This window comes from Sulfitobacter sp. SK025 (assembly GCF_003352105.1).
GTDB lineage: Bacteria > Pseudomonadota > Alphaproteobacteria > Rhodobacterales > Rhodobacteraceae > Sulfitobacter > Sulfitobacter pontiacus.
In genome coordinates, this window is record NZ_CP025808.1 from 2,125,863 (window position 1) to 2,147,989 (window position 22,127).

General features: G+C 59.5%; 23 protein-coding genes and 1 tRNA gene. 13 read left to right on the top strand and 11 right to left on the bottom strand.

Annotated elements, in window-relative coordinates; all coding sequences use genetic code 11:
* Window positions 1-18: 18 nt before the first annotated feature.
* Window positions 19-780, bottom strand: a complete 762-nt coding sequence (purC, locus tag C1J04_RS10355; protein WP_005853701.1) for a phosphoribosylaminoimidazolesuccinocarboxamide synthase — start codon at window positions 778-780, stop codon at window positions 19-21.
* Window positions 781-1,004: 224 nt separating this feature from the next.
* Between purC and bmt the strand changes: the two genes are divergently transcribed.
* The gene (gene bmt, locus C1J04_RS10360; RefSeq protein WP_005853702.1) at window positions 1,005-2,018 is read left to right on the top strand and encodes a betaine--homocysteine S-methyltransferase; all 1,014 of its coding nucleotides are present in this window, start codon (window positions 1,005-1,007) and stop codon (window positions 2,016-2,018) included.
* On the opposite strand, the gene C1J04_RS10365 is transcribed toward bmt, so the two are convergent.
* The gene (locus C1J04_RS10365; RefSeq protein WP_009824701.1) at window positions 2,015-3,100 is read right to left on the bottom strand and encodes a PA0069 family radical SAM protein; all 1,086 of its coding nucleotides are present in this window, start codon (window positions 3,098-3,100) and stop codon (window positions 2,015-2,017) included. The two genes, bmt and C1J04_RS10365, sit on opposite strands and share 4 nt — an antisense overlap.
* 202 nt (window positions 3,101-3,302) lie before the next feature.
* Here C1J04_RS10365 and C1J04_RS10370 point away from each other — a divergent pair, with 202 nt between their 5' ends.
* Window positions 3,303-4,001, top strand: a complete 699-nt coding sequence (locus C1J04_RS10370; RefSeq protein WP_005853706.1) for a corrinoid protein — start codon at window positions 3,303-3,305, stop codon at window positions 3,999-4,001.
* A gap of 50 nt (window positions 4,002-4,051) precedes the next feature.
* A complete protein-coding gene (locus tag C1J04_RS10375) occupies window positions 4,052-4,705 on the top strand; it encodes a DUF1638 domain-containing protein (RefSeq protein ID WP_254655107.1) in 654 nt (217 codons plus the stop codon).
* Between the two features lie 61 nt (window positions 4,706-4,766).
* Here C1J04_RS10375 and C1J04_RS10380 read toward each other — a convergent pair whose 3' ends face one another.
* Window positions 4,767-5,177 carry a SufE family protein gene (locus C1J04_RS10380; RefSeq protein WP_037954435.1) on the bottom strand — a complete coding sequence of 137 codons (411 nt, stop codon included), beginning with the start codon at window positions 5,175-5,177 and terminating at the stop codon, window positions 4,767-4,769.
* Window positions 5,178-5,297: 120 nt separating this feature from the next.
* On the opposite strand from C1J04_RS10380, the gene C1J04_RS10385 reads away from it, so the two are divergent.
* On the top strand, window positions 5,298-5,819 hold the full coding sequence (locus C1J04_RS10385) for a hypothetical protein (protein WP_009824704.1): 522 nt from the start codon (window positions 5,298-5,300) through the stop codon (window positions 5,817-5,819).
* A 36-nt stretch (window positions 5,820-5,855) separates the two neighbouring features.
* Here C1J04_RS10385 and rnd read toward each other — a convergent pair whose 3' ends face one another.
* The 3 genes from rnd to purM form a co-directional block, all read right to left on the bottom strand.
* Window positions 5,856-7,013, bottom strand: coding sequence for a ribonuclease D (gene rnd / locus C1J04_RS10390; protein ID WP_009824705.1), 1,158 nt, complete (start codon window positions 7,011-7,013; stop codon window positions 5,856-5,858).
* A 73-nt stretch (window positions 7,014-7,086) separates the two neighbouring features.
* Window positions 7,087-7,683 carry a phosphoribosylglycinamide formyltransferase gene (purN, locus tag C1J04_RS10395; RefSeq protein ID WP_005853715.1) on the bottom strand — a complete coding sequence of 199 codons (597 nt, stop codon included), beginning with the start codon at window positions 7,681-7,683 and terminating at the stop codon, window positions 7,087-7,089.
* On the bottom strand, window positions 7,680-8,726 hold the full coding sequence (gene purM / locus C1J04_RS10400; RefSeq protein WP_009824706.1) for a phosphoribosylformylglycinamidine cyclo-ligase: 1,047 nt from the start codon (window positions 8,724-8,726) through the stop codon (window positions 7,680-7,682). The genes purN and purM overlap by 4 nt, the downstream gene beginning before the upstream one ends.
* A 136-nt stretch (window positions 8,727-8,862) precedes the next feature.
* Here purM and C1J04_RS10405 point away from each other — a divergent pair.
* Window positions 8,863-8,939, top strand: a tRNA-Ile gene (locus C1J04_RS10405).
* A 107-nt stretch (window positions 8,940-9,046) separates the two neighbouring features.
* Here the strand turns inward: C1J04_RS10405 and C1J04_RS10410 are convergent.
* From C1J04_RS10410 to C1J04_RS10425, 4 genes are all read right to left on the bottom strand, one after another.
* The gene (locus C1J04_RS10410; protein ID WP_009824707.1) at window positions 9,047-11,143 is read right to left on the bottom strand and encodes a sensor histidine kinase; all 2,097 of its coding nucleotides are present in this window, start codon (window positions 11,141-11,143) and stop codon (window positions 9,047-9,049) included.
* A gap of 234 nt (window positions 11,144-11,377) precedes the next feature.
* Entirely contained in the window at window positions 11,378-12,754 is a 1,377-nt protein-coding gene (locus C1J04_RS10415) for an NAD-dependent succinate-semialdehyde dehydrogenase (RefSeq protein WP_114865356.1), read from the bottom strand.
* Window positions 12,755-12,864: 110 nt separating this feature from the next.
* The gene (locus C1J04_RS10420; protein WP_005853722.1) at window positions 12,865-13,446 is read right to left on the bottom strand and encodes a DUF1190 domain-containing protein; all 582 of its coding nucleotides are present in this window, start codon (window positions 13,444-13,446) and stop codon (window positions 12,865-12,867) included.
* A 43-nt stretch (window positions 13,447-13,489) separates the two neighbouring features.
* Window positions 13,490-14,725 carry a glutathionylspermidine synthase family protein gene (locus C1J04_RS10425; RefSeq protein ID WP_037953705.1) on the bottom strand — a complete coding sequence of 412 codons (1,236 nt, stop codon included), beginning with the start codon at window positions 14,723-14,725 and terminating at the stop codon, window positions 13,490-13,492.
* A 229-nt stretch (window positions 14,726-14,954) separates the two neighbouring features.
* On the opposite strand from C1J04_RS10425, the gene C1J04_RS10430 reads away from it, so the two are divergent.
* From C1J04_RS10430 to queF, 6 genes are all read left to right on the top strand, one after another.
* Window positions 14,955-15,629 (top strand): type 1 glutamine amidotransferase domain-containing protein, encoded by a 675-nt coding sequence (locus C1J04_RS10430; protein ID WP_009824711.1) that lies wholly within the window; start codon window positions 14,955-14,957, stop codon window positions 15,627-15,629.
* 71 nt (window positions 15,630-15,700) lie between these two features.
* Window positions 15,701-16,297 carry an SDR family oxidoreductase gene (locus C1J04_RS10435; protein ID WP_009824712.1) on the top strand — a complete coding sequence of 199 codons (597 nt, stop codon included), beginning with the start codon at window positions 15,701-15,703 and terminating at the stop codon, window positions 16,295-16,297.
* A 233-nt stretch (window positions 16,298-16,530) separates the two neighbouring features.
* Window positions 16,531-17,232 (top strand): 7-cyano-7-deazaguanine synthase QueC, encoded by a 702-nt coding sequence (gene queC / locus C1J04_RS10440; protein WP_009824713.1) that lies wholly within the window; start codon window positions 16,531-16,533, stop codon window positions 17,230-17,232.
* On the top strand, window positions 17,232-17,585 hold the full coding sequence (gene queD / locus C1J04_RS10445) for a 6-carboxytetrahydropterin synthase QueD (RefSeq protein ID WP_009824714.1): 354 nt from the start codon (window positions 17,232-17,234) through the stop codon (window positions 17,583-17,585). The genes queC and queD overlap by 1 nt, the downstream gene beginning before the upstream one ends.
* Window positions 17,582-18,292: a 7-carboxy-7-deazaguanine synthase QueE gene (gene queE / locus C1J04_RS10450; protein ID WP_009824715.1), complete on the top strand. Its 711-nt coding sequence runs from the start codon at window positions 17,582-17,584 to the stop codon at window positions 18,290-18,292. Before queD ends, queE begins: the two co-directional genes overlap by 4 nt.
* An 18-nt stretch (window positions 18,293-18,310) precedes the next feature.
* A complete protein-coding gene (gene queF, locus C1J04_RS10455; protein WP_009824716.1) occupies window positions 18,311-18,772 on the top strand; it encodes a preQ(1) synthase in 462 nt (153 codons plus the stop codon).
* A 609-nt stretch (window positions 18,773-19,381) separates the two neighbouring features.
* Here queF and C1J04_RS10460 read toward each other — a convergent pair.
* A complete protein-coding gene (locus tag C1J04_RS10460; protein ID WP_009824717.1) occupies window positions 19,382-21,007 on the bottom strand; it encodes a long-chain fatty acid--CoA ligase in 1,626 nt (541 codons plus the stop codon).
* Window positions 21,008-21,095: 88 nt separating this feature from the next.
* Between C1J04_RS10460 and C1J04_RS10465 the strand changes: the two genes are divergently transcribed.
* A complete protein-coding gene (locus C1J04_RS10465; protein WP_009824718.1) occupies window positions 21,096-21,575 on the top strand; it encodes an acyl-CoA thioesterase in 480 nt (159 codons plus the stop codon).
* 36 nt (window positions 21,576-21,611) lie between these two features.
* A complete protein-coding gene (locus tag C1J04_RS10470) occupies window positions 21,612-22,064 on the top strand; it encodes a GNAT family N-acetyltransferase (RefSeq protein ID WP_037953707.1) in 453 nt (150 codons plus the stop codon).
* The last annotated feature ends 63 nt before the right edge of the window (window positions 22,065-22,127 follow it).

The window sequence follows — 22,127 nt, forward strand, 5'->3', positions numbered from 1 at the left end:
CTCATCTGCGACGCCAGCCTAGTTGATCAACGTCGGTTTCATCATCGGTGTCGACGTCTTGGGCATGACCCCCAAACGTCGGGCGACTTCGGTATAGGCATCCGTCAGCGACCCCAGATCGCGGCGGAACACATCCTTGTCCAGTTTCTGTCCGGTTTCGATATCCCACAGACGGCAGCTGTCGGGGCTAATCTCGTCGGCGACGATCAGACGCTGGAAATCGCCCTCGTAGATCCGGCCCACCTCAAGCTTGAAGTCCACCAGCCGGATGCCCACGGCCATCATCACGCCGGACATGAAATCATTGACCCGCAGCGACAGGCTCAGGATGTCCTCCATGTCCTGCTGACCGGCCCAGCCAAAGGCGGCGATATGCTCCTCGGTGACCAGAGGATCGCCAAGGTCATTGTTCTTGAAGTGATATTCCACAATCGGACGCGGCAGTTGCATGCCCTCGTCAATGCCAAGCCGCGTGGACAGATCCCCCGCCGCATAGTTGCGCACGACGATCTCGAGCGGGATAATCTCTGCCTGACGGATCAGCTGTTCGCGCATGTTCAGACGTTTGATGAAATGCGTGGGCACGCCGATGTTGTTCAGGCCGGTCATGAAGAATTCGGACAGGCGGTTGTTCAGCACGCCCTTGCCTTCGATCACCGCTTTTTTCTCGGCGTTAAAGGCGGTTGTGTCGTCTTTGAAGTGCTGGACAATGGTCCCCGGTTCCGGTCCTTCATACAGGATCTTCGCCGTACCTTCATAGATTTTCGTGCGACGGGCCATGCACATCCCTTCCAGACAACAGGCCGGTTGGAATACCCATCAGCCATTTCTAGCCTGTCACATAGTCCAAGCGCCCCTGCCACGCAAGCGCGCGCCCTGCCCTCATGGCGCTCATGCACGCAGAAACCATGGCGGCGGCTCATGACGATCATGAGAATAATGAAGTTGCGTCAACAGGGGCGTTGTGGGAAACGGCAAAATCACCCATTTAGCGGAGCGTTTTGATGTCCAACCCCCTCACCGATCTTCTGGCTGAAAAAGGCACGCTGCTGGCCGATGGTGCCACTGGCACGAACCTGTTCAACATGGGCCTGATGTCCGGTGACGCGCCAGAAATGTGGAACACCGAACAGCCGCAAAACATCATCAAGCTGTATCAGGGTGCGGTGCAGTCGGGCAGCGATATCTTCCTGACCAACTCTTTCGGCGCGAATGCCTCGCGTCTGAAACTACATAATGCCGAAAAACGCGCCCATGAGCTCAGCCGCGTGTCCGCCGAGCTCGCGCGCGAGGTCGCGGATAAGGCCGGTCGCAAGGTCATCGTTGCAGGCTCCGTCGGCCCAACGGGCGAGATCATGGAGCCGGTCGGCCCTCTCACCCACGCGCTGGCGGTCGAGATGTTCCATGAAACCGCAGACGGGTTGAAAGCCGGTGGTGCCGATGTGGGCTGGCTGGAGACGATCAGCGCCCCCGAGGAATACCGCGCCGCCGCTGAAGGCTTCAAGCTGGCGGGGCTCGACTGGGTCGGCACGATGAGCTTTGACACCGCAGGCCGCACCATGATGGGCATGACATCCGAGGCGATGGTCGACATGGTGCATGACCTCGATTATGGCCCGCTGGCCTATGGGGCCAACTGCGGTACCGGCGCGTCGGATGTGTTGCGCACGGTGTTGGGGTTCGCCTCCAAAGGCATGCCGACGCCGATCGTATCCAAAGGCAACGCGGGCATCCCGAAATACGTCGAAGGCCACATCCACTATGACGGCACGCCCGAACTGATGGCCGATTACGCCGAGATGGCCCGCAACTGCGGCGCGTCGATCATCGGCGGCTGCTGTGGCACCATGCCGGAACATCTGGTGCATATGCGCGCCGCTCTCGACAGCCGGCCCAAGGGCGACGCCCCCACACTGGAACAGATCGTCGAGGCCCTTGGACCGTTCTCTTCGGCCAGCGATGGCACCGATGGCGAAGGCCCCACCCGCGCACCACGCCGTGGCCGCCGCCGGGGTTAATCCCCGAACAGATCCAACTGCGCGCTCGCCCGTTTGGGCGGGCGGAACAGATCGCAGCGCATTGGCGGCAGGAGCGTATCCAGCCCCAACCGTTTGACCGCCAAGGTAAACCGCTGCGCAATCATCTCGGCATAGGGGCCTTCGCCGCGCATCCGTCGGTGCCAATTTGCGTCATATTCCTTCCCCCCGTGCATCTCGCGCAGCCGCGTCATGATGCGACCCGCGCGGTCAGGGTAATGCGCCGCCAACCATTCCTGCATCAAGGGCGATACCTCGCGCGGCAAGCGCAGCATGATCCAACTGGCCGCGACGGCCCCCGCATCGCGCCCCGCTTCCAAAATCGCCTCAAGCTCGGGATCGGTCAGCGCCGGCACCATGGGGGACGCCATGACCCGCACCGGAATGCCTGCCTCCGCCAATCGTTCGATCACCTGCAACCGACGTTTCGGGGCAGGCACCCGCGGCTCCATCAACCGCGAAAGCTTCGCATCCAACGTCGTCACCGACACGCCCACGCGGCACAGCCCGCGCACCGCCATATCCGACAGAATATCAATATCCCGCTCGATCAGACTGCCCTTGGTCACAATGGCAACGGGATGGTTCGCGTCTGACAGCACCTCTAGCAGCGCGCGCATGATCCGATGCTCTTTCTCGATCGGCTGATAGGGATCGGTATTCGTGCCGATCGCAATGGGGGCGACCTGGTATTTCTTCGCCGCCAACTCTCGTTTCAACACCTCGGGTGCCTCGGGCCGCGCGATCAGCCGCGTCTCGAAATCCAGGCCAGGCGACAACCCCAGATAGGCATGGCTTGGCCGCGCGAAACAATAGACACAGCCGTGTTCGCACCCGCGATACGGATTGATCGACCGGTCAAACGGCAGGTCCGGCGACTGGTTGTAGCTGATCACGGAGCGCGGAATTTCAACGCTCACCTGGGTGCGCAAGACCGGCAAAGGGTCATCATCGCCCGCCCATCCATCGGCCACAGCGCTGACGGTCAGCGGCTCGAACCGGCCCGGGCGGTTGCTGGATGTGCCCCGTCCGGGCAGTCTGTATTTGCGCTGTGCCTGATCCATTCAAATCTTTTCGAACAAATTGGGAACATGGTCAAGTATATTGGCCCAAGCCATTGTTTTACAGTACGATTGAGCGTAATTTCCCAACAACCAAAGCGTCGCACGCGGTGCCGGGTTTGTCGCAAAAAGCACGAAGCTTTCGGCGCGTATGTGACAAAAAGGCACAAGCCCGCGCGGGTGAGTTAACCGATGAGGAACGACTATGTCGGATGAAGACGAAATTATCCTTGCCGATCTGGACGACGAAGAACTTGTTCAGCAGATGTTTGATGATCTCTATGACGGTCTGCGCGAAGAGATTGAAGAAGGGGTCAATATCCTGATCGAACGCGATTGGGCACCCTATGATATTCTGACCAAGGCGCTTGTCGGTGGCATGACCATCGTCGGGGCCGACTTCCGCGACGGTATCCTCTTTGTCCCCGAAGTGCTTCTGGCTGCGAACGCGATGAAAGGCGGCATGGCGATCCTAAAGCCGCTGCTGGCCGAAACCGGCGCACCGCGCGTGGGCAAGATGGTAATCGGCACGGTCAAGGGCGACATCCATGACATCGGCAAGAACCTTGTGTCGATGATGATGGAAGGCGCGGGCTTCGAGGTTGTCGATCTTGGCATCAACAATTCGGTCGAAGCCTATCTTGAAGCGATGGAGACCGAAGGGCCGGACATCCTTGGCATGTCCGCGCTGCTGACCACGACCATGCCCTATATGAAAGTCGTGATCGACACGATGGTCGAACAGGGCATCCGCGATGACTATATCGTGCTGGTCGGCGGGGCCCCCCTGAACGAAGAATTCGGCAAGGCCATCGGTGCCGACGCCTATTGCCGCGATGCCGCCGTTGCAGTTGAAACCGCCAAGGAATGGGTCGGGCGGAAACACAACGCCGCCAAGGCGTAAGCGGTTGATCTAGAACACAAAGGCCCTTCCCTACCGGAGGGGCCTTTTGCATGACGGAGCGTGAGATGAAGCCGCCCTCGGACCGTGATCTGACAGAAAAAGGCCTGCCGCTCGCCCCGCAGACGGGCCGCATTCTGCTGATCGCCTGCGGGGCGCTGGCGCGGGAAATTCTCGACCTGAAAGAGGCGAACGGCTGGTCACATCTGGACCTGACCTGCCTGCCCGCCAAGCTGCATCTCTACCCAGAAAAAATCACCGACGAAGTCCGCACAGCCGTTGAGAAACAGCGCGACAAATACGACGATATATTCGTTGTCTACGCCGACTGCGGCACCGGCGGATTGCTGGAGGCGGAGTGTAAGAAACTTGGCGTGCAGATGGTCGCAGGACCGCATTGCTATAGCTTTTTCGAAGGCAACGACCGCTTTTCCAAGATCTCGGAGGACGAGATTACCACCTTCTATCTCACCGATTTTCTGGTCCGCCAGTTCGACGCTTTCATTATAAAACCCATGGGGCTCGACCGGCACCCCGAACTGCGCGATATGTACTTCGGGAACTACGAAAAGCTTGTGTATCAGGCGCAAACAGATGATCCCGCGCTTACCGCCAAGGCGAAAACATGCGCCGATAGGCTCGGCCTGGCTTTTGAACGGCGCTTTACCGGCTACGGTGATCTGGCGCGCACCCTCAAGGCGCTCTGATCTTCATTTTGCCAAATAAACTCAACTGGCACAGCTGTCGCCACACCCCGCAGGCGCGCGTTCAACCCTGCTGTGCAGCCTCGCCGCGAATCCGTTCGATCATCGCGGTCAGCCCGTTCGACCGCTGCGCCGACAGATGTTCGTTCAACCCAAGGCGCCCCATCTCGGCACGGGCATCGATGGCGCTGACATCGGCCGCGGGCACGCCGTTATACAGTTTTTGAAGCACGGCAATCAGGCCTGAAACGATCATCGCATCGCTGGCCCCGTCGAAATGGAGCACGCCATCCTCGAACTGCGTATGCAACCAGACCTGACTGGCGCACCCATCTACTTTGGTTGCGGGCACGCGCAACTCTTCGGTCAGCGGCTCCATCGCCTTGCCCAGATCGATCACATGGCGATAGCGGTCTTCCCAATCGTCCAGAAACTCGAAATCCTCGACCAGTTCTTCAAATGCCTCTGTCGCCACGGTGCGTCCCTCTTTTCGCTTGCCAAACAGGTAGGTTGCACGATGCCAAAGGTCCACCCCCTTCCCAACGGGTCTGGGATGGGTTAGTCAAATATTACCGAAATTTCTACGGCGGACCCCATGCGCAAGACCTTTTCAGCCATCCTGGTATCGACCCTTGTTTTGACAGGCTGCGCGACCGTGCGCGACAGCCGTGTGAACCCGTTCAACTGGTTCGGGACCGCGCGGTCTGAACCGATCACCCGTCAGGAAGCCTCGACCAACCCTTTGATCCCGCAGCGGACCGGAGTATTCTCCTCCTCGCGAAATAAAGAGGTGGTATATGCCGGTCGCCCCTTCGACCAGATCATTGATCTGACGATCGAAGAAGTACCGGGCGGTGCCGTCGTGCGCGCCACCGGTCGCGCGGATCGTCAGGGCATTTACGAGGTGCAGCTGACCCCCGCGAACGAAGACGAGCTGCCAGTGGACGGCGTGTTGACCTACCGTCTTGAAGGGGTGGAACCAAGCGAGGCGACCGCCATCGGCACGCCACCCACCCGCGAGGTTACGGCCGGCCGCAAGCTGACCAACCAGACGCTGGCTGGCGTGACGACCATCCGCGTCGAAGGGCTGCGCAACGCGATGACATCGCGCCGCTAACCCCAAATAAATTAATAAAAACCAAAGGGTTGAGCGTTAAAGCTCAACCACTTTCAGATCGGACCCGACCGCGGTCAAAGCGATCTCGCCGTTGCACAGTCGCAGCGCATCTTCCCCGAATACCTCGCGTCGCCACCCCTTCAGCGCGGCCACATCACGCAGCCCTGCGGCGATCCCGTCAAGGTCCGCAGCGGGGGCGATCAGCTTGGCCGCAACGCCTGCGCTTTCGGACTTGGCCTTCAGCAAGACACGCAGCAGATCGGACAGCGCCGGATTGACCTGAAGCTTGTCGCGGCTGCGATCGGGCTGCGGCATATCGCCGGGCGGGCAATTCAGACCAGCGGCCACCGCCTTGAGGATACCATCCGCGATTTCGCCCTTGCGGGCCTCGCGCAGAAGCAGACGGGCGCGGCCCAGTTCCTCGTGGTTTTTCGGCTTGTTGCTGGCCAGTTCTACCATCGCGTCATCCTTATAGACGCGGCTGCGCGGGATGTTGCGGGTCTGGGCGTACTCCTCGCGGAACGCGGCCAGTTCGCGCACAAGCGCCAGAAACTTTGGCGAATTCGTGCGCGTCTTGACCCGACGCCATGCCTCACGCGGCGGGGTGACATAGGTGTCAGGGCTGGTCAGGATCTCAAGCTCTTCCTGAACCCAGCGGGCGCGGCCCGTCTGTTCAAGCTTACGCGCAAGGAATTCGTAGATCTGGCGCAGGTGCGTGACATCGGCCAGCGCGTATTTCGCCTGCGCATCGCTCAGCGGGCGGCGCGACCAATCGGTAAAACGGGACGTCTTATCAAGAGGTTGGTGGGCGATCTTGCGCACCAGAGTTTCATATCCCACCTGTTCGCCAAAGCCACAGACCATCGCCGCGACCTGTGTGTCGAACAAGGGTTCGGGAAAGACGCCCGCATCGACATAGAAAATCTCTAGATCCTGCCGCGCGGCGTGGAAGACTTTGACCACCGACGTATCACGGAACAGCGTGTACAGCGGGTCAAGCGACAGCCCCTCGCTCAGCGGGTCCACCAGAACGGCATTGCTATCGTCGGTTCCGGGCATCGCCAACTGGATCAGACAGAGCTTGGAATAATAGGTCCGTTCGCGCAGAAACTCGGTATCGACGGTCACGTAATCATGCTTGGCGGCCTCTGTGCAGTAGGCTTCAAGCTCGGCGGTGGTGGTGATTGTTTTCATAGCGCTACTTTGGACAGAGGAAGCCATTCAGGCAATGGAAAAGCGCATGGTTTCAGCGCAATAGGCCGCGCGGTCAGCTTTCCAGCATTAAAAGATCACGGTTGCCGCTGGCAAACCGCCGCAGCACCGCAGGGTAAAGACGATGTTCCTGCACCAGAACCCGCGCCGCCAGATCCTCTGGCGTGTCGCCGGCCATGACGGGAATGGTCGCCTGCCCCAAAATCGGCCCGTCATCCAGCGCTGCCGTGACCTCGTGCACGGTGCAGCCATGCTGGGTATCGCCGGCCTCAAGCGCGCGGGCATGGGTGTGCAGCCCCTTATAGCGCGGCAGCAAAGACGGGTGGATATTGATCATCCGCCCCGCCCAAGCATCGGTAAAGCCACCGGTCAGTTTGCGCATGAATCCGGCCAGACAGATGATGTCGGGCGCATGGGGCATCAGCCGCGCGGTCAATTCGTTTTCAAAGGCAGCGCGATCCCCTGCAAAGGGCTTGTGATCCACGACTTCAGTCGGGATGCCGCGTTCTTTGGCCCAGGCAATCCCGCCCGCGTCCGCAACATTCGACACCACCACACAGGGCCGCGCGGGATGGTCGCCGGTCATGTCTTCGACCAGCGCCCGCATGTTCGACCCGCCACCCGAAAGGAAAATCGCAACCCGTTTGGTCACAGCAGGCTGCCGGTATAGGCAACGCCCGCGGTCTCGGTGACGTTGCCCATCGGATAGACCGTTTCGCCCGCCTGCCGCAGCAGTTTGGTCAGCGCCTCGGCCTCATCCGCCTTGACCACAAGGATCATACCCACGCCGCAGTTAAAGGTCTTGAGCATCTCGGTTTCCGAGATCGCACCCACATCGGCCATCCATTTGAACACGCCGGGCAGCTCCCAGCTGTCCAGATCAATCTGCGCGCCCAGATCATCGGGCAGAACGCGGGGCAGGTTTTCCGTCAGACCGCCGCCGGTGATATGGGCCAGCGCATGTACGCCCCCTGCCCGCACGGCCTGCAACGCGGATTTCACATAAAGCCGCGTCGGCGTCAGCAGCACCTCGCCCAATGTTCCGTCTGCCCAAGGACAGTCCGCATCCCAGCCAAGGCCAGAGATCTCGACCAGTTTACGCACCAGAGAATAGCCGTTCGAATGCACCCCGTCCGAGGCAAGCCCCAGCAGCACATCCCCCGCCGCCACATCGCGGGGCAGGTCCGCGCCGCGTTCCATCGCGCCCACAGAGAAGCCCGCAAGGTCAAAATCACCTTCGGAATACATGCCAGGCATCTCTGCCGTCTCGCCCCCGATCAACGCGCAGCCAGAGCCTTCGCAGCCTTTGGCGATGCCTTCGATGATCCGCGCGGCCTGCTCGGTCTCAAGCTTGCCGGTGGCGAAATAATCGAGGAAAAACAGTGGCTCCGCCCCTTGGCACACCAGATCGTTGACGCACATGGCGACCAGATCGACCCCCACGCCATCGACGTTGCCGGTATCAATCGCGATCCGCAGCTTGGTGCCCACACCGTCCGTGGCAGCGACGAGGATCGGGTCGGTATAGCCCGCCCCCTTGAGGTCGAACAGCGCGCCGAAACCGCCAAGCCCCGACATCACGCCCGGACGCTTTGTCCGTTTGGCCGCCGGTTTGATACGTTCTACCAGCGCGTTGCCTGCATCAATATCCACACCAGCGTCTGCATAGGTGATCGAGTTCTTGGAGTTGGTCATGACGCATCCCGCTGCCTGTTCCCTTTGCGAAAGTGGGTTATAGCAGGTTGCGCAGGCGTGCAATGCACCTAAGCCACATCTGCGCGTTTCTATCCCTTGACGCGCCGCGCCCGCCCGCTTACCAAACCGCGCAGGCGGGCCTGTAGCTCAATTGGTTAGAGCAGAGCGCTCATAACGCTTTGGTTGCGGGTTCAAGTCCTGCCGGGCCTACCAAACTTTCAGTATTCACACTGAAACCGCCGCATTCCATTTAAAAATACAAGGTTACTTTGGGGCTGCATGCTACGATCCGCGGGACAATCGCGCTGTTTCGCGTGGCCTCAGGCGGCAGCGTTTACCTCGAGGCTTTGCGCGGCGCGGATCGGGAGTGTCAGGATAAAGCAGCTGCCCTGCCCGACGACGCTGGACACGCTGAGGCTGCCGCCCTGCATTTCCGCCAGACTGCGCGAAATCGCGAGCCCCATGCCCGTGCCGCCTGCCCGACGCGTGGCGGTGGAATCGACCTGATAGAAGACCTCGAAAATGCTTTGGAGTTCGGCTTCGGGGATGCCGGCACCGCTGTCATGGACTTCGAAGCTGACGACATCGCCCACGGGTTTCACCACCAGACGGACGAAACCGGTGTCGGTGAATTTGATCGCGTTGCCGATGAGGTTGAACAGGATCTGCCGCGCGCGCACCTTATCGGCAAAGACCATATCCGCCTCTTGTACCACATCAAAGGCCAGACCCTTCTTGCTTGAAAGTGTGCGAAGCTGTTCGATCACCGGATCGACAATATCCTGCACCGCACAAGGGCTGGGTTCGATCACAAGGCTGCCGGATTCGATCTTGGCCACGTCGAGGATCTCGTTGATGAGGTGCAACAGATGCTCGCCGGATTGCACCAACCGGTTCATCAGGCCGGACAGTTGGTCGTACATCTCATCCAGCAGACGCTTTGCCTCTGCGTGGCCGATCTCCCCGTCCTCATAGCCCTTGAGCAGCGCCTTGGACGACGACAGCATACGCGCGTTGCGGGAAAGCTGCGCCACGCCCATGATCACCGTCAGCGGCGTGCGCAGCTCGTGGCTGAGGACGCCCATGAAATCCGTCTTCGCTTTGCTGGCAGCTTCGGCGGCATCCTTGGCGTGGCTCAGCTCGGTCACATCCACGCGCAGGCCGACATAGCTACCGTCTGCCAAAGGCCGGTCAGAGGCTTTGATCACGCGCCCGCCCGACAAGTGTTGTTCTGTCTCGGAGGTCCTGTTTTCGCGATGGATGGCCAAGCGACGCTCGATCCACTCTTCCTCGTTATAGCGCCCCATGGGAAACTGCTTGCTTTTGACACCGATACGCAGCAGCTCGGCAAAAGGTGCTCCGGGCTTGAGCACTTCAGAGGGAAGCTCGTACATCTCTTTGTATTTCGAGTTGCTCAGAAGCAAACGATCCTGCGCGTCGAACATGACAAACCCGTCGTTCAGCGCCTCGATCCCGCTGCTTAGCAGGACTTCGGCACGTTTGCGCCGCTCTGACACCTGCAGCACGTAAAGCAGCGTGCCCAAAAGCATCAGCCCGGCCGACGCGATGAGCGCGCGTTTTGACCATTGATCGGGCGCGTGTTTGGGCCACCCGCCCTTGGTGCGTGCTTCAAGCATCCATTCCTCGAAGGAGAAATCGAATTCCAACGTAACAGTATCCGCCTCCAGCAGGCCCCGATCGCCGTAGGTGAACATCTGCGGTCCTACCCCCACCTGCGGAGAGGCCGCATGAATGAGGATGTCATAGCGTTCTTCGGCCTCACGTATGCCGGAATTGATCAGGAATTGATCATAGTCCAGCACAAGCGATACGATTCCCCACAGCTGGCGTTTGCTGCCGTCAACATCGCCTTCGGTGGCAAAGTCTGGATCGGGCCAATAGACAGGGGCGCGCAGGATCAGCCCCTTACCGCCTTGCACCAGATCGACGGGGCCGGTCATCAGTTCTTTGCCCAAGTCCAGCATCCGTTCAATGCCGGGAAACTGGTCTTCGTTTGTGCGGTAATCTAACCCAAGCGCGCCCATGTTCGGCGCGAGCGGGTGGATCAGGGTCACAACAAGTTCGGGCGCGGCAGCGACATTGATGACCGTGTCGTCGATTTCACGTATATTCTGAACCCGCTGGGTAAATTCTTCCTGTTTCGCAAAGGGGTTCTCGCTGATGAACGTCGCAAGCTCGCGCAGCGCGAGGGACCGCTCGTGAATAATCTCTTCAAACTGTTCGCGCACCTCAAGCAGGTCCAGATATGTCTGGGCGCGGGCTTCGTATACGAAAGCTTCGGAGAGCAGACGATCCAGACGGCCGGCGGCGTAGGTAATGATGACCGTCGCGACAAAAAACGCGACCAGTGACCAGATACCACCGATATGGGTGCGCTTTGTTCTACTTAAGGGCAAGCACTGATCCGCCTGAAGCGCAGCGTAGCTGCGGATTACATGAAGCGACCAAGTTTAAAAGAACAATCTATTCCGTGGCAGGGCGAGGTTCCGCCGGCATAATACAATTGGAGATGTGTGGCGCGCGCGCCTCATTTGTTAACTTTGCGTAAACCTTAACCTTCGTGCCCAAATAAGTTGCGCGCGCCGGATAGATCTCCGACGCGCGCACCACGTTACCGTTGCCTTGCAGGCTTAGGGCAGGAAAATCGCCTTGGCGTTGGCGAATTCCTTCATGCCGAATCCGCCATGCTCGCGCCCATAGCCGGAATCTTTCACCCCGCCAAAGGGCATATTCGGATCGGCAGCCCCGAAGGAGTTGATGCGGATCATGCCTGTGTCGAAATGCTCTTTCGCGAGCCTCAAGGCGCGGTCCTCATCCTTCGAGAATATCCCGCCGCCCAGACCATAGCGGCTGTCATTTGCCAGACGCATCGCGTCTTCGTCATCCTTCGCACGGATGATCGACGCAACGGGCCCGAAGATTTCATCGTCAAACGCTGGCATACCGGGTTTGAGGTCGGACAGAACGGTTGCAGGGTAATAGGCCCCCGTACGGTCAGGCACCTCGCCACCGCACAGCACCTTGGCACCTTTATCGACGCTTTCTTTCACCTGATCGCGCACGGTCTCGAACTGGTCTTGACTGGACAATGGACCCAGCTGAACGTTTTCGTCGGTCGGATCGCCCATATTGATCTTTTTCATCTCGGCGACGAAGGCATCGACAAAGGCGTCATGGACCTTATCGGCGACAATAAAGCGTTTCGCCGATACACAGGTTTCCCCGTTGTTATAGAGCCGACCCATAACCGAGAATTTGACCGCTGTTTCGATATCAGCATCCTCAAGCACCAGATAGGCGTCGTTGGACCCAAGCTCGAGCACGGTCTTTTTCAGCGACTTCGCGGCGACCGACCCGATGTGACGGCCCGCACCATCGCTGCCCGTCATTGTCACGCCACGCACCTTGGGGTGTTCGATCAGCTTGTCGCTGGTGTCGTGGTCGATGAGGATCACTTGGAACAGGTCTTCGGGTAGCCCTGCCTCGATACAAAGTTCGCGCAGGCGCAGGCCCGATCCGGTGCAGATGCTCGCGTGTTTCAGAACACAACCGTTGCCGGTCATCAGGTTCGCCGCAAGCACACGGGTGGGTTGGTACAGTGGGAAGTTCCACGGCTGGATCGAATAGATGACGCCGATAGGCTGATACGTCACGACCCCGCGTTTGCCGTCGGTACCGTGGGTGCGCTCTTCATCCGCAAGCACGTCGGGGCCGTTTTTGGCGGTATATTCAAAGATGGCCGCGCAAATCTCTACCTCGGTCTTGCCGTCTTTCAGAAGCTTGCCTGTTTCGCGCGTCATAAGAGCGGCCAGTTCATCCGCGTTCTCGCGCAGCTTGGCGGCGATCTTGGTCAGATAGGGCGCGCGTTCCTTGTGCGACAGTTTGCGCCATTCAAGATGCGCGTCATGACAGGCTTCAACCCGCTGAATAGCCTCTGCCTCGCTCATCAGATCGTAGGACTGGATCTCTTCTTCGGTGGCGGGATTGATTGTCGTGATCTTGGACATGTCTGCTCCTTCTTCGCTTATTCGCGTCGAAGGGCAAACACATGGCCGTCGTATCAAGTTCCTGCGGTTGCGGCTGCTGCGGTCACGTCTGCGTGTGCCGCCCCCGCAGCCTAGCCGCCGAAGCCCGTGCGCCCACTACCCACCTTCCCGAAACCGCCGCGGGATTTCGCCGTCGCACGGGTCATCGGGGTTTTGCCCACGGTCGTCGCGGGGCGGGTGAATTGCGAGGTGCTGAGCTTGGCCGCCCCCTTGTTGCTGGAATAGGTGCTGGTGCGCGCCGCATTGGTGAACTTGCCATCCGCCGTCTTATACATCGGCTGGCTTGCGGCCATGCCCGACCGCCCGCCCAGCATGTTCCCGATCAGATAGCCCGCGAGCAACGGCATAAAGATACCGCCCGACCCGCCCTGTGTTTGCTGCGCCTCTGACCCGCAGGCCCCTTCGCCGTGTTGCTCTTCGCAGACATCCAGACTGTTGTAGCGCGGTGCGGATTCCACGTGCAGCGTCTCTGCCTCGGCAAAGGCGGTTTCACAATCGGCGGCGGTGAATGTGCCCCCGAAAGACGCCTCGTTCTTGCAGCTTTGCACATCGGGAAAGGCAGCGGCATCAATCTTTTCGTCGCGGCAACCGGCCAGCGTAAAGGCGGTGGCCCCGATGATCGCGATGGCGACGCGTTTTGACCGTTTTGTCATGATGATCTGCTTTCTGCTGTGGTTCGGCGATTGGGCGACGATGCTAACCGGAATATGGCGCAATGTAATGGGGTTTGAAACGCGACAGATCCTGCGTGATCCTTGACCGGTCCTCGCGCAGGCCGATGCCCGCACAGGTTTGCCCAATGATCCACGCGCCGATCACGGGGCGCATCCCGTCGAACTGCGGCAAGGGCGCATAGGCCTGAAGGATACGCGGGTGTTCGGCATACGCCGTGTTGCTGGCACTTTCGATGATCTGGCCGGATTTCACGATCTCGACCGAGGCCCCTTCGCGCGACAGGATCGGTTTGCGCACATGGGCCCGTGCAAGCCCTGCGCGCGCTCGGTCAAAGGCATCCGCCGCACGCCCCGTGACAGAGCCGCGCCCCGCCATCGCCTCGCCCACATCCTGTTCAAAGAACGCAGGGAGCAGGTTCGGGTGATCCTCGAACATCTCCCACAGCACGGGCAGCAGGCCCTTGTTGGACAGCAGCGCTTTCCATGCGGGTTCAAGAAACAGACAGCCAGAGCCTTCGATGTGGTCTGCGTAGTCGTCGCGCAGCAGGTCTTCCCAAGGGTAGAGTTTGAACAAGACGGCGATGCGGCGGTCCTCATCATCCAGAAACTGCCCGTCATCGCTCAGCGCGATTTTATCAAGGTCGCAGTAATGCGCGCCCAACCCCGCCTCGCGCGCGGCCCAGCCCATAGCCTCTACCGTGCCGTAATCTTCGGGATTGCCCGCCACGGCGGTGAAATGCAGATCGCTATCGGGTTCAAACACGTCGGCAAACCGCGCGACAAGCGCCTCGTGGATGCCGTTGAACTGATCCGCCCCCTCGGGCAGGTTGCCTGCCTCTAGCTGATCTTCCAACCACTGCCACTGGAAGGACGCCGATTCATAAAGCGAGGTCGGCGTATCTGCATTATACTCCAGCAGTTTGGCGGGCCCCTGCCCGTCATATGCCAGATCGAAGCGGCCATAGATCTCGGGGTCGCCTTGCTTCCAGCTGTTCGCAATGAGGTCACGGTGCGCTTCGGGAATGGCAAGCTTGTCCAATAGCTCTTCGCTGGCAAGGATGTGATCCACCGCCTCGCGGCACATACCATGCAGCGCGGTCGCGGGGTCTTCGATGTCATTTTCAATCTGGTCAAGCGAGAACGCATAGACAGAGGTTTCGTCCCAATAGGGTTCGCCGTGCATGTCCGCGAAGGAAAAACCGACCTCTTCGGCGTGGTCGCGCCAGTGGGGCCGTTCGGCTAGTTCTACTCTATGCATCCGGCCGGACCTTTCGCTCGAAAACTACCGCGGGTTTAATCGCTTTGCCCCCGTGGTGCCAGAGCATATCCACCATTGCAGAACCCGCACCCGCATCATTCACAAAAACGTCAGACATATCGCGGAACAACGGGCGCGCCCATTCGTTGAACGGTCTACGCGGTCGTTATTGCGGCGTCCCTAATGACGCCCTGACCGGTATAAGAAATGAATTGAAAGGCCCAAAAACATGAAAATTCTCATGGTACTCACCTCCCACGACAAGCTGGGCGATACTGGTAACAAAACCGGTTTCTGGCTCGAAGAGTTCGCGGCCCCCTATTACGTGTTCAAAGACGCTGGTGCAGAGATCACTTTGGCATCACCCAAAGGCGGACAGCCGCCGCTTGATCCGTCCAGCGATGCAGATGATGCGCAGACCGACGCGACCAAACGGTTCAAGAGCGATGACGCCGCACAGAAAGAGCTGGCCAATACCGAGGTGCTGTCGAGCGTTTCGGCTGACGGTTTCGACGCAATCTTCTACCCCGGCGGCCACGGCCCGCTGTGGGATCTGGCTGAAGACAAGGCCAGCATCAACCTGATCGAAAGCTTTGCCGCCAGCGACCGCCCCGTCGGGGCCGTCTGCCACGCGCCAGCGGTGTTCAAGCACACCAAAGGCACCGACGACAAACCGCTGGTTTCCGGCAAAACCGTCACCGGCTTCACCAACACCGAGGAAGAGGCCGTGGGCCTGACCGACGTGGTACCCTTTCTGGTCGAAGACATGCTCAAGACCAACGGTGGCACCTACAAAAAGGGTGACGACTGGGCATCCTTTGTGGTGACCGATGGCAAGCTTGTGACCGGCCAGAACCCCGCGTCTTCGGAAGAAGCCGCCCACAAGCTATTGTCGCTGCTGTAAAATACCGCCCGCTGCGCGAAGGCCGCGCGGCGGGCAGTTTTTCCGCGACACGTATAACAAGGATTACAACCATGAATATTCTCGTCGCCGGCGCGACCGGCAAAACCGGTATCCGCGTCACTGAACAACTCCGCCAACAGGGTCACACGCCGATCGCCCTTGTCCGCGATTCCTCTGACACCAGTGCGCTGGCCTCCGATGTGGTGCTGCGCAAGGGGGACCTGACCAATCTGACCGCTGACGCCTGCGAAGACTGCGATGCGGTGATCTTTGCCGCGGGCTCCGGCGGGTCCACAGGGCCAGAGATGACCGACAAGGTCGACCGCGATGGTGCCAAAGATCTGGTTGATATCGCCGCCAAGGCCGGCATCTCGCGCTTTGTGATGCTCAGCAGCGTCGGCGCAGACAACCCCGACCCAGACAGCGAGCTTGCGCATTATCTGCAAGCCAAACACGAAGCCGACGTGCATCTGCGAAACTCCGGCCTCGACTACGCTATCCTGCGCCCCGTCGCGCTGACGGATGATGCGGGCAATCGGAATATGATCTTTGGCGACAGCGTTGACGTCAAAGCCAAGGCCGCCCGTGGCGATGTTGCCGCCGCTTTGGTCGATGCTGTCACCGACCTCGAATGGAAGAACCAGGCTTTGCTGATGCAATCCGCCTGATCACGGGTTTGCGCCTGATCTGACTGCGCGCGGGCACCTCCCACCCGTTCGCGGAAAGAATGCGCCGTGCCGCCAGACCCCACCGGTCTGGAGGTTTTTCTATGAGTGACGCTGCGAATGCGACATTTCGCGCCAAATCCGCCGCATTGCCCCCCTTGGCATCCCTGATCGTCTCGTCTATCAGGCGCCTTCCCGGTCGCAGCCTACCCGGGTATCAAAACAAGGGTTAAGAAATGAAAACGATTGTCATCTGCTCCGGCGGATTGGATTCTGTGTCGCTCGCTCATATGGTGGCGGCCAAGCGCAAGCTGACGGGGCTCGTGTCTTTCGACTACGGCCAACGTCACCGCAAGGAACTAGACTATGCCGCGCTTTGCGCCAAACGTCTGGATGTTCCCCATGACATCATCGATATGCGCGGGATCGGTGCGGCGCTGACCGGATCCGCGCTGACTGATGATGTGGATGTACCCGACGGGCATTACGCCGAAGAAACGATGCGGGTCACCGTTGTCCCCAACCGGAATGCGATCATGCTGACGGTCGCCTATGGCATTGCCGCCGCACGGGGGGATCAGGCCGTCGCAACCGCGGTGCATGGGGGCGATCACTTTATCTACCCCGACTGCCGCCCCGATTTCACCCAAGCGTTTGAGTTCATGCAATATATGGCGCTGGACGGCTATGCTGATGTATCGCTTTACACGCCTTTCGTGCACCGTTCAAAAGCGGATATCGTGACCGAAGGCCAGCGCCATAACACCCCCTTTGCCGAAACTTGGTCTTGCTACAAAGGCGGCGTGCATCACTGCGGGCGCTGTGGCACCTGCGTGGAACGGCGCGAGGCTTTCGATCTGGCGGGGGTTACCGACCCGACCCAATATGACGATCCCGATTTCTGGGCCGAAGCGGTCAAGCGGAAGATCCTCGCCTGATGTATACAATTACGAAAGAGTTCCATTTCTCTGCCTCACATCAGCTGTCGCATCTGCCCGATGGCCACCAATGCGCCCGCCTGCACGGGCACAACTATGTCGTGGTGGTGGAGCTTCGAGCCAAAGAGCTGAACGCCGACGGTTTCGTTCGCGACTACGGAGAGCTGAAGCCGCTCAAGACCTATATAGACGAGACTTTCGATCATCGTCACCTCAACGACGTGCTGGATTTTGTCTCCACCGGCGAGAATATGGCGCGTCATCTCTATGAATGGTGCGCGCAGCACTGGCCCGAAACCACCGCCGTCAAGGTCAGCGAGACGCCCAAAACCTGGGCAGAGTACCGGCCATGAGCCAGCTGCGCATCGCCGAGGTATTCGGTCCCACGATACAGGGCGAAGGCGCGCTGATCGGTGAACCCACCGTCTTTGTGCGCACGGGCGGCTGTGACTATCGCTGCGCGTGGTGTGACAGCATGCACGCGGTCGATCCCGCATTCCGCCATGACTGGGCCAGCATGTCGACCGACGCGGTCTGGAACGAGGTGCAGCGCCTGTCAGACAACACGCCGCTGACCGTATCCTTGTCAGGCGGAAATCCCGCCATTCAGGACTTCGCGCCCTTGATCCAATTGGGTCATGCCGCCGGCTACCGTTTTGCCTGCGAGACGCAAGGCTCCATCGCGAAGCCGTGGTTCGGGCAGCTGGATTGTCTTGTGCTGAGCCCGAAACCACCATCCAGCGGCGAGACGGTGGATTGGGCCGCTTTCGACCGTTGCGTTGCGGCTGGCGAAACGGCGGCCCAGACGGTGATGAAGATCGTGATATTCGACGACGCGGATTACGATTGGGCCCGCGACGCCGCCACCCGCTACCCCCAACTGCCGCTTTATCTGCAACCGGGCAACGACGAGGTCGACCCCAGCGTCGCTGTCGATCAGCAGGTGCTGGCGGATAAGCTATTGTGGCTGGTAGATAAAACCATGGCAGATCGCTGGTTCACGCCGCGCCTGCTGCCGCAACTACATGTATTGCTATGGGGCAACAAACGCGGGGTCTGACCCGCCACCGGAGGATTTATGGAAACGATTTACAGCGATTTGCAGCAGCTTGGCGGCAAGACAGAGCTTCCCGCCTCGCCCGAAGAAGCGATGCTTGAGAAAGTCGCGAACCCTCAGGCCGATGTCGATTATTGCGTGCGCTTCACCGCGCCCGAGTTCACCTCGCTTTGCCCGATGACCGGCCAACCCGACTTTGCCCATCTGGTGATTGACTATGTGCCGGATCACTATCTGGTCGAATCCAAATCGCTCAAGCTTTACCTGGGCGCATTTCGCAACCACGGTGCCTTTCACGAGGATTGCACCGTCTCGATCGGCCGCCGTCTGGTAGAGCTGCTGTCGCCCCGCTGGTTGCGCATCGGCGGCTATTGGTATCCGCGCGGGGGCATCCCTATCGACGTGTTCTGGCAAACGGGCGAGACCCCCAAAAGCGTCTGGATTCCCGATCAAGGCGTGCCGCCCTATCGCGGACGCGGGTGAAGCGAGAGAGGCCATCACACTACCTAAGGTAGATCACACCCGCGCAACGATTGCCACGCTGCGCGGTTTTTTTGTGCTCGGATGTCACGGGGTATTTTCATATCAACAATTCACAGAGCACCTTTGGGTATGAGCCCAACGGTCGATGATCAATCTGCCCGATCTCGCAATATTACCCACAACCCCAACGTGTTACCAGACGTAAGCTATTAACGCTAAAGAGTATTTATCGCTAGACATTACACTTTAAAATTGCGCTAATATTTCGATAACCAGTTTTTATAGTACGATTATCCGTTTTTTACACTTCGCCAAGTTTATTTGGCAGACATTCCAGGTGATCCATGTTTTCGAAGCTCGTTCGGGCGCTTTCACGCGTGCCGTGCAAATTTAATCTCCACAGGTGGCGTGACAGTACAACCATGCCGCAAAAAGTCTGTACGAGGTGCCACTGTCGGCGACAGACCTACGTTTAAGGTCAATGTCTCCGCTTCATAATGCGCCCTTCTGAAGACCACATATAACGCTCCTGCCCCGCATATATTCTATACTGTGGGACAGAAGAAAGCTCAGTCACCGGGGTAGCGGCCTGCCCCGGTGAAGCATTCATCAGCCGTTGATCAGCACTTCGCCGAAGCTTTCGCGCAGATCACGTTTCAACACCTTGCCGGTCGCGTTGCGCGGCAATGCGTCGGTAAAGACGACGCGATCAGGGATCTGCCATTTGGCGATCTTATCTTCGAAGATCGACAGAATTTCTGCCTCGCTCGGGTCCTGGCCTTCGGCTTTCACGGCAATCAGGATCGGACGTTCGTCCCATTTCTCGTGACGGGCCCCGATGACGGCCGCATCCGCGATTTGCGGATGACCGATCGCGATGTTTTCAAGCTCGACCGAGCTGATCCATTCGCCGCCCGACTTGATGATGTCTTTTGACCGATCACGGATCGTGACATAGCCGTCGGGGTCCATTGTCGCCACATCGCCCGTGTCGAACCAACCGTCCTTGTTCAGCGTCTCGCTGCGGGTCTTGCGGAAATAGCTGTCAAGAATCCAGTAGCCCTTGGTGACCAGATCGCCCTGCGTCACGCCGTCATGCGCCACGGGATTGCCGTCGTCATCAAGGATTTCAAGATCCACACCAAAGACGGGACGACCCTGATTTTCGCGCAGCTTGTTTTGCGCGTCGGCAGGAAGCTTGGTGTGTTTGGCCAGCAGCTGGTTGATGCTGCCAACGGGCGACATCTCTGTCATGCCCCAGGCGTGAATCGTCTCTACCCCGTATTTCTCGCGGAAGGCGGTCATCATCGACGGCGGGCAGGCAGAGCCGCCAACCACGGTACGCTGCAGGCTTTCCAGCTTGCTGCCGATCTTATCCGCCTCGTTCAGCAGCCCTAGCCAGATGGTTGGAACGCCAAGCGCCAGCGACACATGGTTGGTGTCGATCAGTTTCACCAGCGACGGGCCATCTAGACCGGGACCGGGCATTACCATCGCCGCGCCAACCATAGCGCAGGCATAGGGCGCGCCCCAGGCGTTGACGTGGAACATCGGCACGACGGGCAGCACCACATCCTTGGCCGTGATCGCAATGCTGTCGGCCAGGTTGATCCCGAAGCTGTGCAACACGGTCGAACGGTGTGAATACAGAACGCCCTTGGGGTTACCCGTGGTGCCCGAAGTGTAGCACAGGCTGGAGGCGGTGTTCTCGTCCAGATCCGGCCAGATGAACTCTGGGTCACCGCTGGCGATCAGGTCGTCATAGAACTTGATCCCGGGCAGTTGCGCGGCGGCTTCTTCATCGGTGCCTTCCATCAGAACGACATGCTCAAGATGTTCAAGCTTGTCCTGAATACCCGCAATCAGCGGCACAAACGTCTTGTCGATGAACAGCACCTTATCTTCGGCGTGGTTCAGGATATAGACAAGCTGTTCGGGGAAAAGACGCGGGTTGATGGTGTGGCAGACGAAGCCGCCGCCCGATGCACCAAAGTAGATTTCGAGGTGACGGCGGTTGTTCCAGGCGATGGTGCCGCAGCGCGCCTGCGGGTCCAGCCCCAGATTTGTCAGCGCAGAAGCCAGCGCACGGGCGTTGCGCGCGACTTGACCCCAAGAGGTCTGCTCCAACCCGCCGGTGGTCTTGACAGAGACAATCTCTGTCTCGCTGTGAAAGCGTTGTGCGTGTTCGATCAAGCTCGAAATCAGCAGCGGTTTATTCATCATTTGGCCAAGCATGGCGCATCCTCCCAATTACTCGTTGGGTGCAAAATGAACAAATCACCCCAGTCTTGCAAGCGCCCTCATTGCTGCTTACGCAGGGTTCATGACAGTTATTTATCACACGCCCCTTTCCCCCGATCAGCAACGCGCCGCCGGTATGCCGACACCGCAACCGCTGGCCATGGCAGATCAGGTCCGCTTCTCTGATCTGGACACCAATAACCACGTCAATAACACCGTCTATTTCGAATGGTTCGAACGGCTGCGCATCCGCTATACGCAGTCATTGGTGGAACGCGGGCTGATCGACAGCCCCGGCCCGCGCGTGGTGATCCGGTCAGGTTCGATCCGCTATCTGCAAGAGATGCTGGAGCGCGAGAATTACACCGTGACCTGCCGCTGCACCAGCTTTCGCAACACCTCTTACGCTTTGGCGCAAGAGGTTTGGGTGGGCCGCGAGCTGCGGGCAACGTTCGAGTGTATTTTGGTGCTGCTGGAACGGGACGGCTCCGGTCGGTATCCCCTGCCCGACCGTTTGAAACAATATTTTGAGCAGACTGAAAACGCCCGCCCCGAGGGGTAACCGCCGCGCGCGCATGCACCGAAAGGAACATAAGGTATGACACTCACCACCCGCCCGATGGACGCCGCGGATCGCAGCACCTGGGAAACGCTCTTTGCCGGATATGCCGCCTTCTACAAGGTCGATCAGACGCCGCAGATGCGTGAAACCGTCTTTGGCTGGCTGATGGACCCCGATCACGGCAGCAATTGCATCGTGGCACAGGATGCCAGCGGCGCGCTTGTCGGATTTACCCATTACCGTCCCTTTGTCAGCCAGTTGCGCGCCGCGACGAACTGTTTTCTGGATGATCTGTTCGTCAGCCCGCAGGCTCGCGGTACCGGGGCCGCACAGGCGCTGATCAAAGCGGTTGAGACGGTGGCGAAAAACAACGGCTGGGGCACGCTGCGCTGGATCACGGCAGAGGACAACTATCGCGGGCGTGGGGCCTACGACAAGCTGGCAACCCGCACGGGCTGGGTGACCTATGACATCGCGCTGAAGGGGTAGGCTGCAGCGTTGTGCGCGAGGTTGGGGATGAGGGGCGCTGCCCCTCACACTCCCCGGAGTTTA

Excerpts from the sequence above, each read along its gene's own strand:
- C1J04_RS10460 (WP_009824717.1), bottom strand. The coding sequence starts at position 21,007 with ATGCTTGGCCAAATGATGAATAAACCGCTGCTGATTTCGAGCTTGATC.
- C1J04_RS10420 (WP_005853722.1), bottom strand. The coding sequence starts at position 13,446 with ATGACAAAACGGTCAAAACGCGTCGCCATCGCGATCATCGGGGCCACC.
- C1J04_RS10425 (WP_037953705.1), bottom strand. The coding sequence starts at position 14,725 with ATGCATAGAGTAGAACTAGCCGAACGGCCCCACTGGCGCGACCACGCC.
- purM (WP_009824706.1), bottom strand. The coding sequence starts at position 8,726 with ATGACCAACTCCAAGAACTCGATCACCTATGCAGACGCTGGTGTGGAT.
- rnd (WP_009824705.1), bottom strand. The coding sequence starts at position 7,013 with ATGAAAACAATCACCACCACCGCCGAGCTTGAAGCCTACTGCACAGAG.
- C1J04_RS10435 (WP_009824712.1), top strand. The coding sequence starts at position 15,701 with ATGAATATTCTCGTCGCCGGCGCGACCGGCAAAACCGGTATCCGCGTC.
- C1J04_RS10385 (WP_009824704.1), top strand. The coding sequence starts at position 5,298 with ATGCGCAAGACCTTTTCAGCCATCCTGGTATCGACCCTTGTTTTGACA.
- C1J04_RS10365 (WP_009824701.1), bottom strand. The coding sequence starts at position 3,100 with ATGGATCAGGCACAGCGCAAATACAGACTGCCCGGACGGGGCACATCC.
- queE (WP_009824715.1), top strand. The coding sequence starts at position 17,582 with ATGAGCCAGCTGCGCATCGCCGAGGTATTCGGTCCCACGATACAGGGC.
- C1J04_RS10430 (WP_009824711.1), top strand. The coding sequence starts at position 14,955 with ATGAAAATTCTCATGGTACTCACCTCCCACGACAAGCTGGGCGATACT.
- queC (WP_009824713.1), top strand. The coding sequence starts at position 16,531 with ATGAAAACGATTGTCATCTGCTCCGGCGGATTGGATTCTGTGTCGCTC.
- C1J04_RS10375 (WP_254655107.1), top strand. The coding sequence starts at position 4,052 with ATGACGGAGCGTGAGATGAAGCCGCCCTCGGACCGTGATCTGACAGAA.
- C1J04_RS10470 (WP_037953707.1), top strand. The coding sequence starts at position 21,612 with ATGACACTCACCACCCGCCCGATGGACGCCGCGGATCGCAGCACCTGG.
- C1J04_RS10415 (WP_114865356.1), bottom strand. The coding sequence starts at position 12,754 with ATGTCCAAGATCACGACAATCAATCCCGCCACCGAAGAAGAGATCCAG.
- C1J04_RS10465 (WP_009824718.1), top strand. The coding sequence starts at position 21,096 with ATGACAGTTATTTATCACACGCCCCTTTCCCCCGATCAGCAACGCGCC.
- bmt (WP_005853702.1), top strand. The coding sequence starts at position 1,005 with ATGTCCAACCCCCTCACCGATCTTCTGGCTGAAAAAGGCACGCTGCTG.
- C1J04_RS10370 (WP_005853706.1), top strand. The coding sequence starts at position 3,303 with ATGTCGGATGAAGACGAAATTATCCTTGCCGATCTGGACGACGAAGAA.
- queD (WP_009824714.1), top strand. The coding sequence starts at position 17,232 with ATGTATACAATTACGAAAGAGTTCCATTTCTCTGCCTCACATCAGCTG.
- purC (WP_005853701.1), bottom strand. The coding sequence starts at position 780 with ATGGCCCGTCGCACGAAAATCTATGAAGGTACGGCGAAGATCCTGTAT.
- queF (WP_009824716.1), top strand. The coding sequence starts at position 18,311 with ATGGAAACGATTTACAGCGATTTGCAGCAGCTTGGCGGCAAGACAGAG.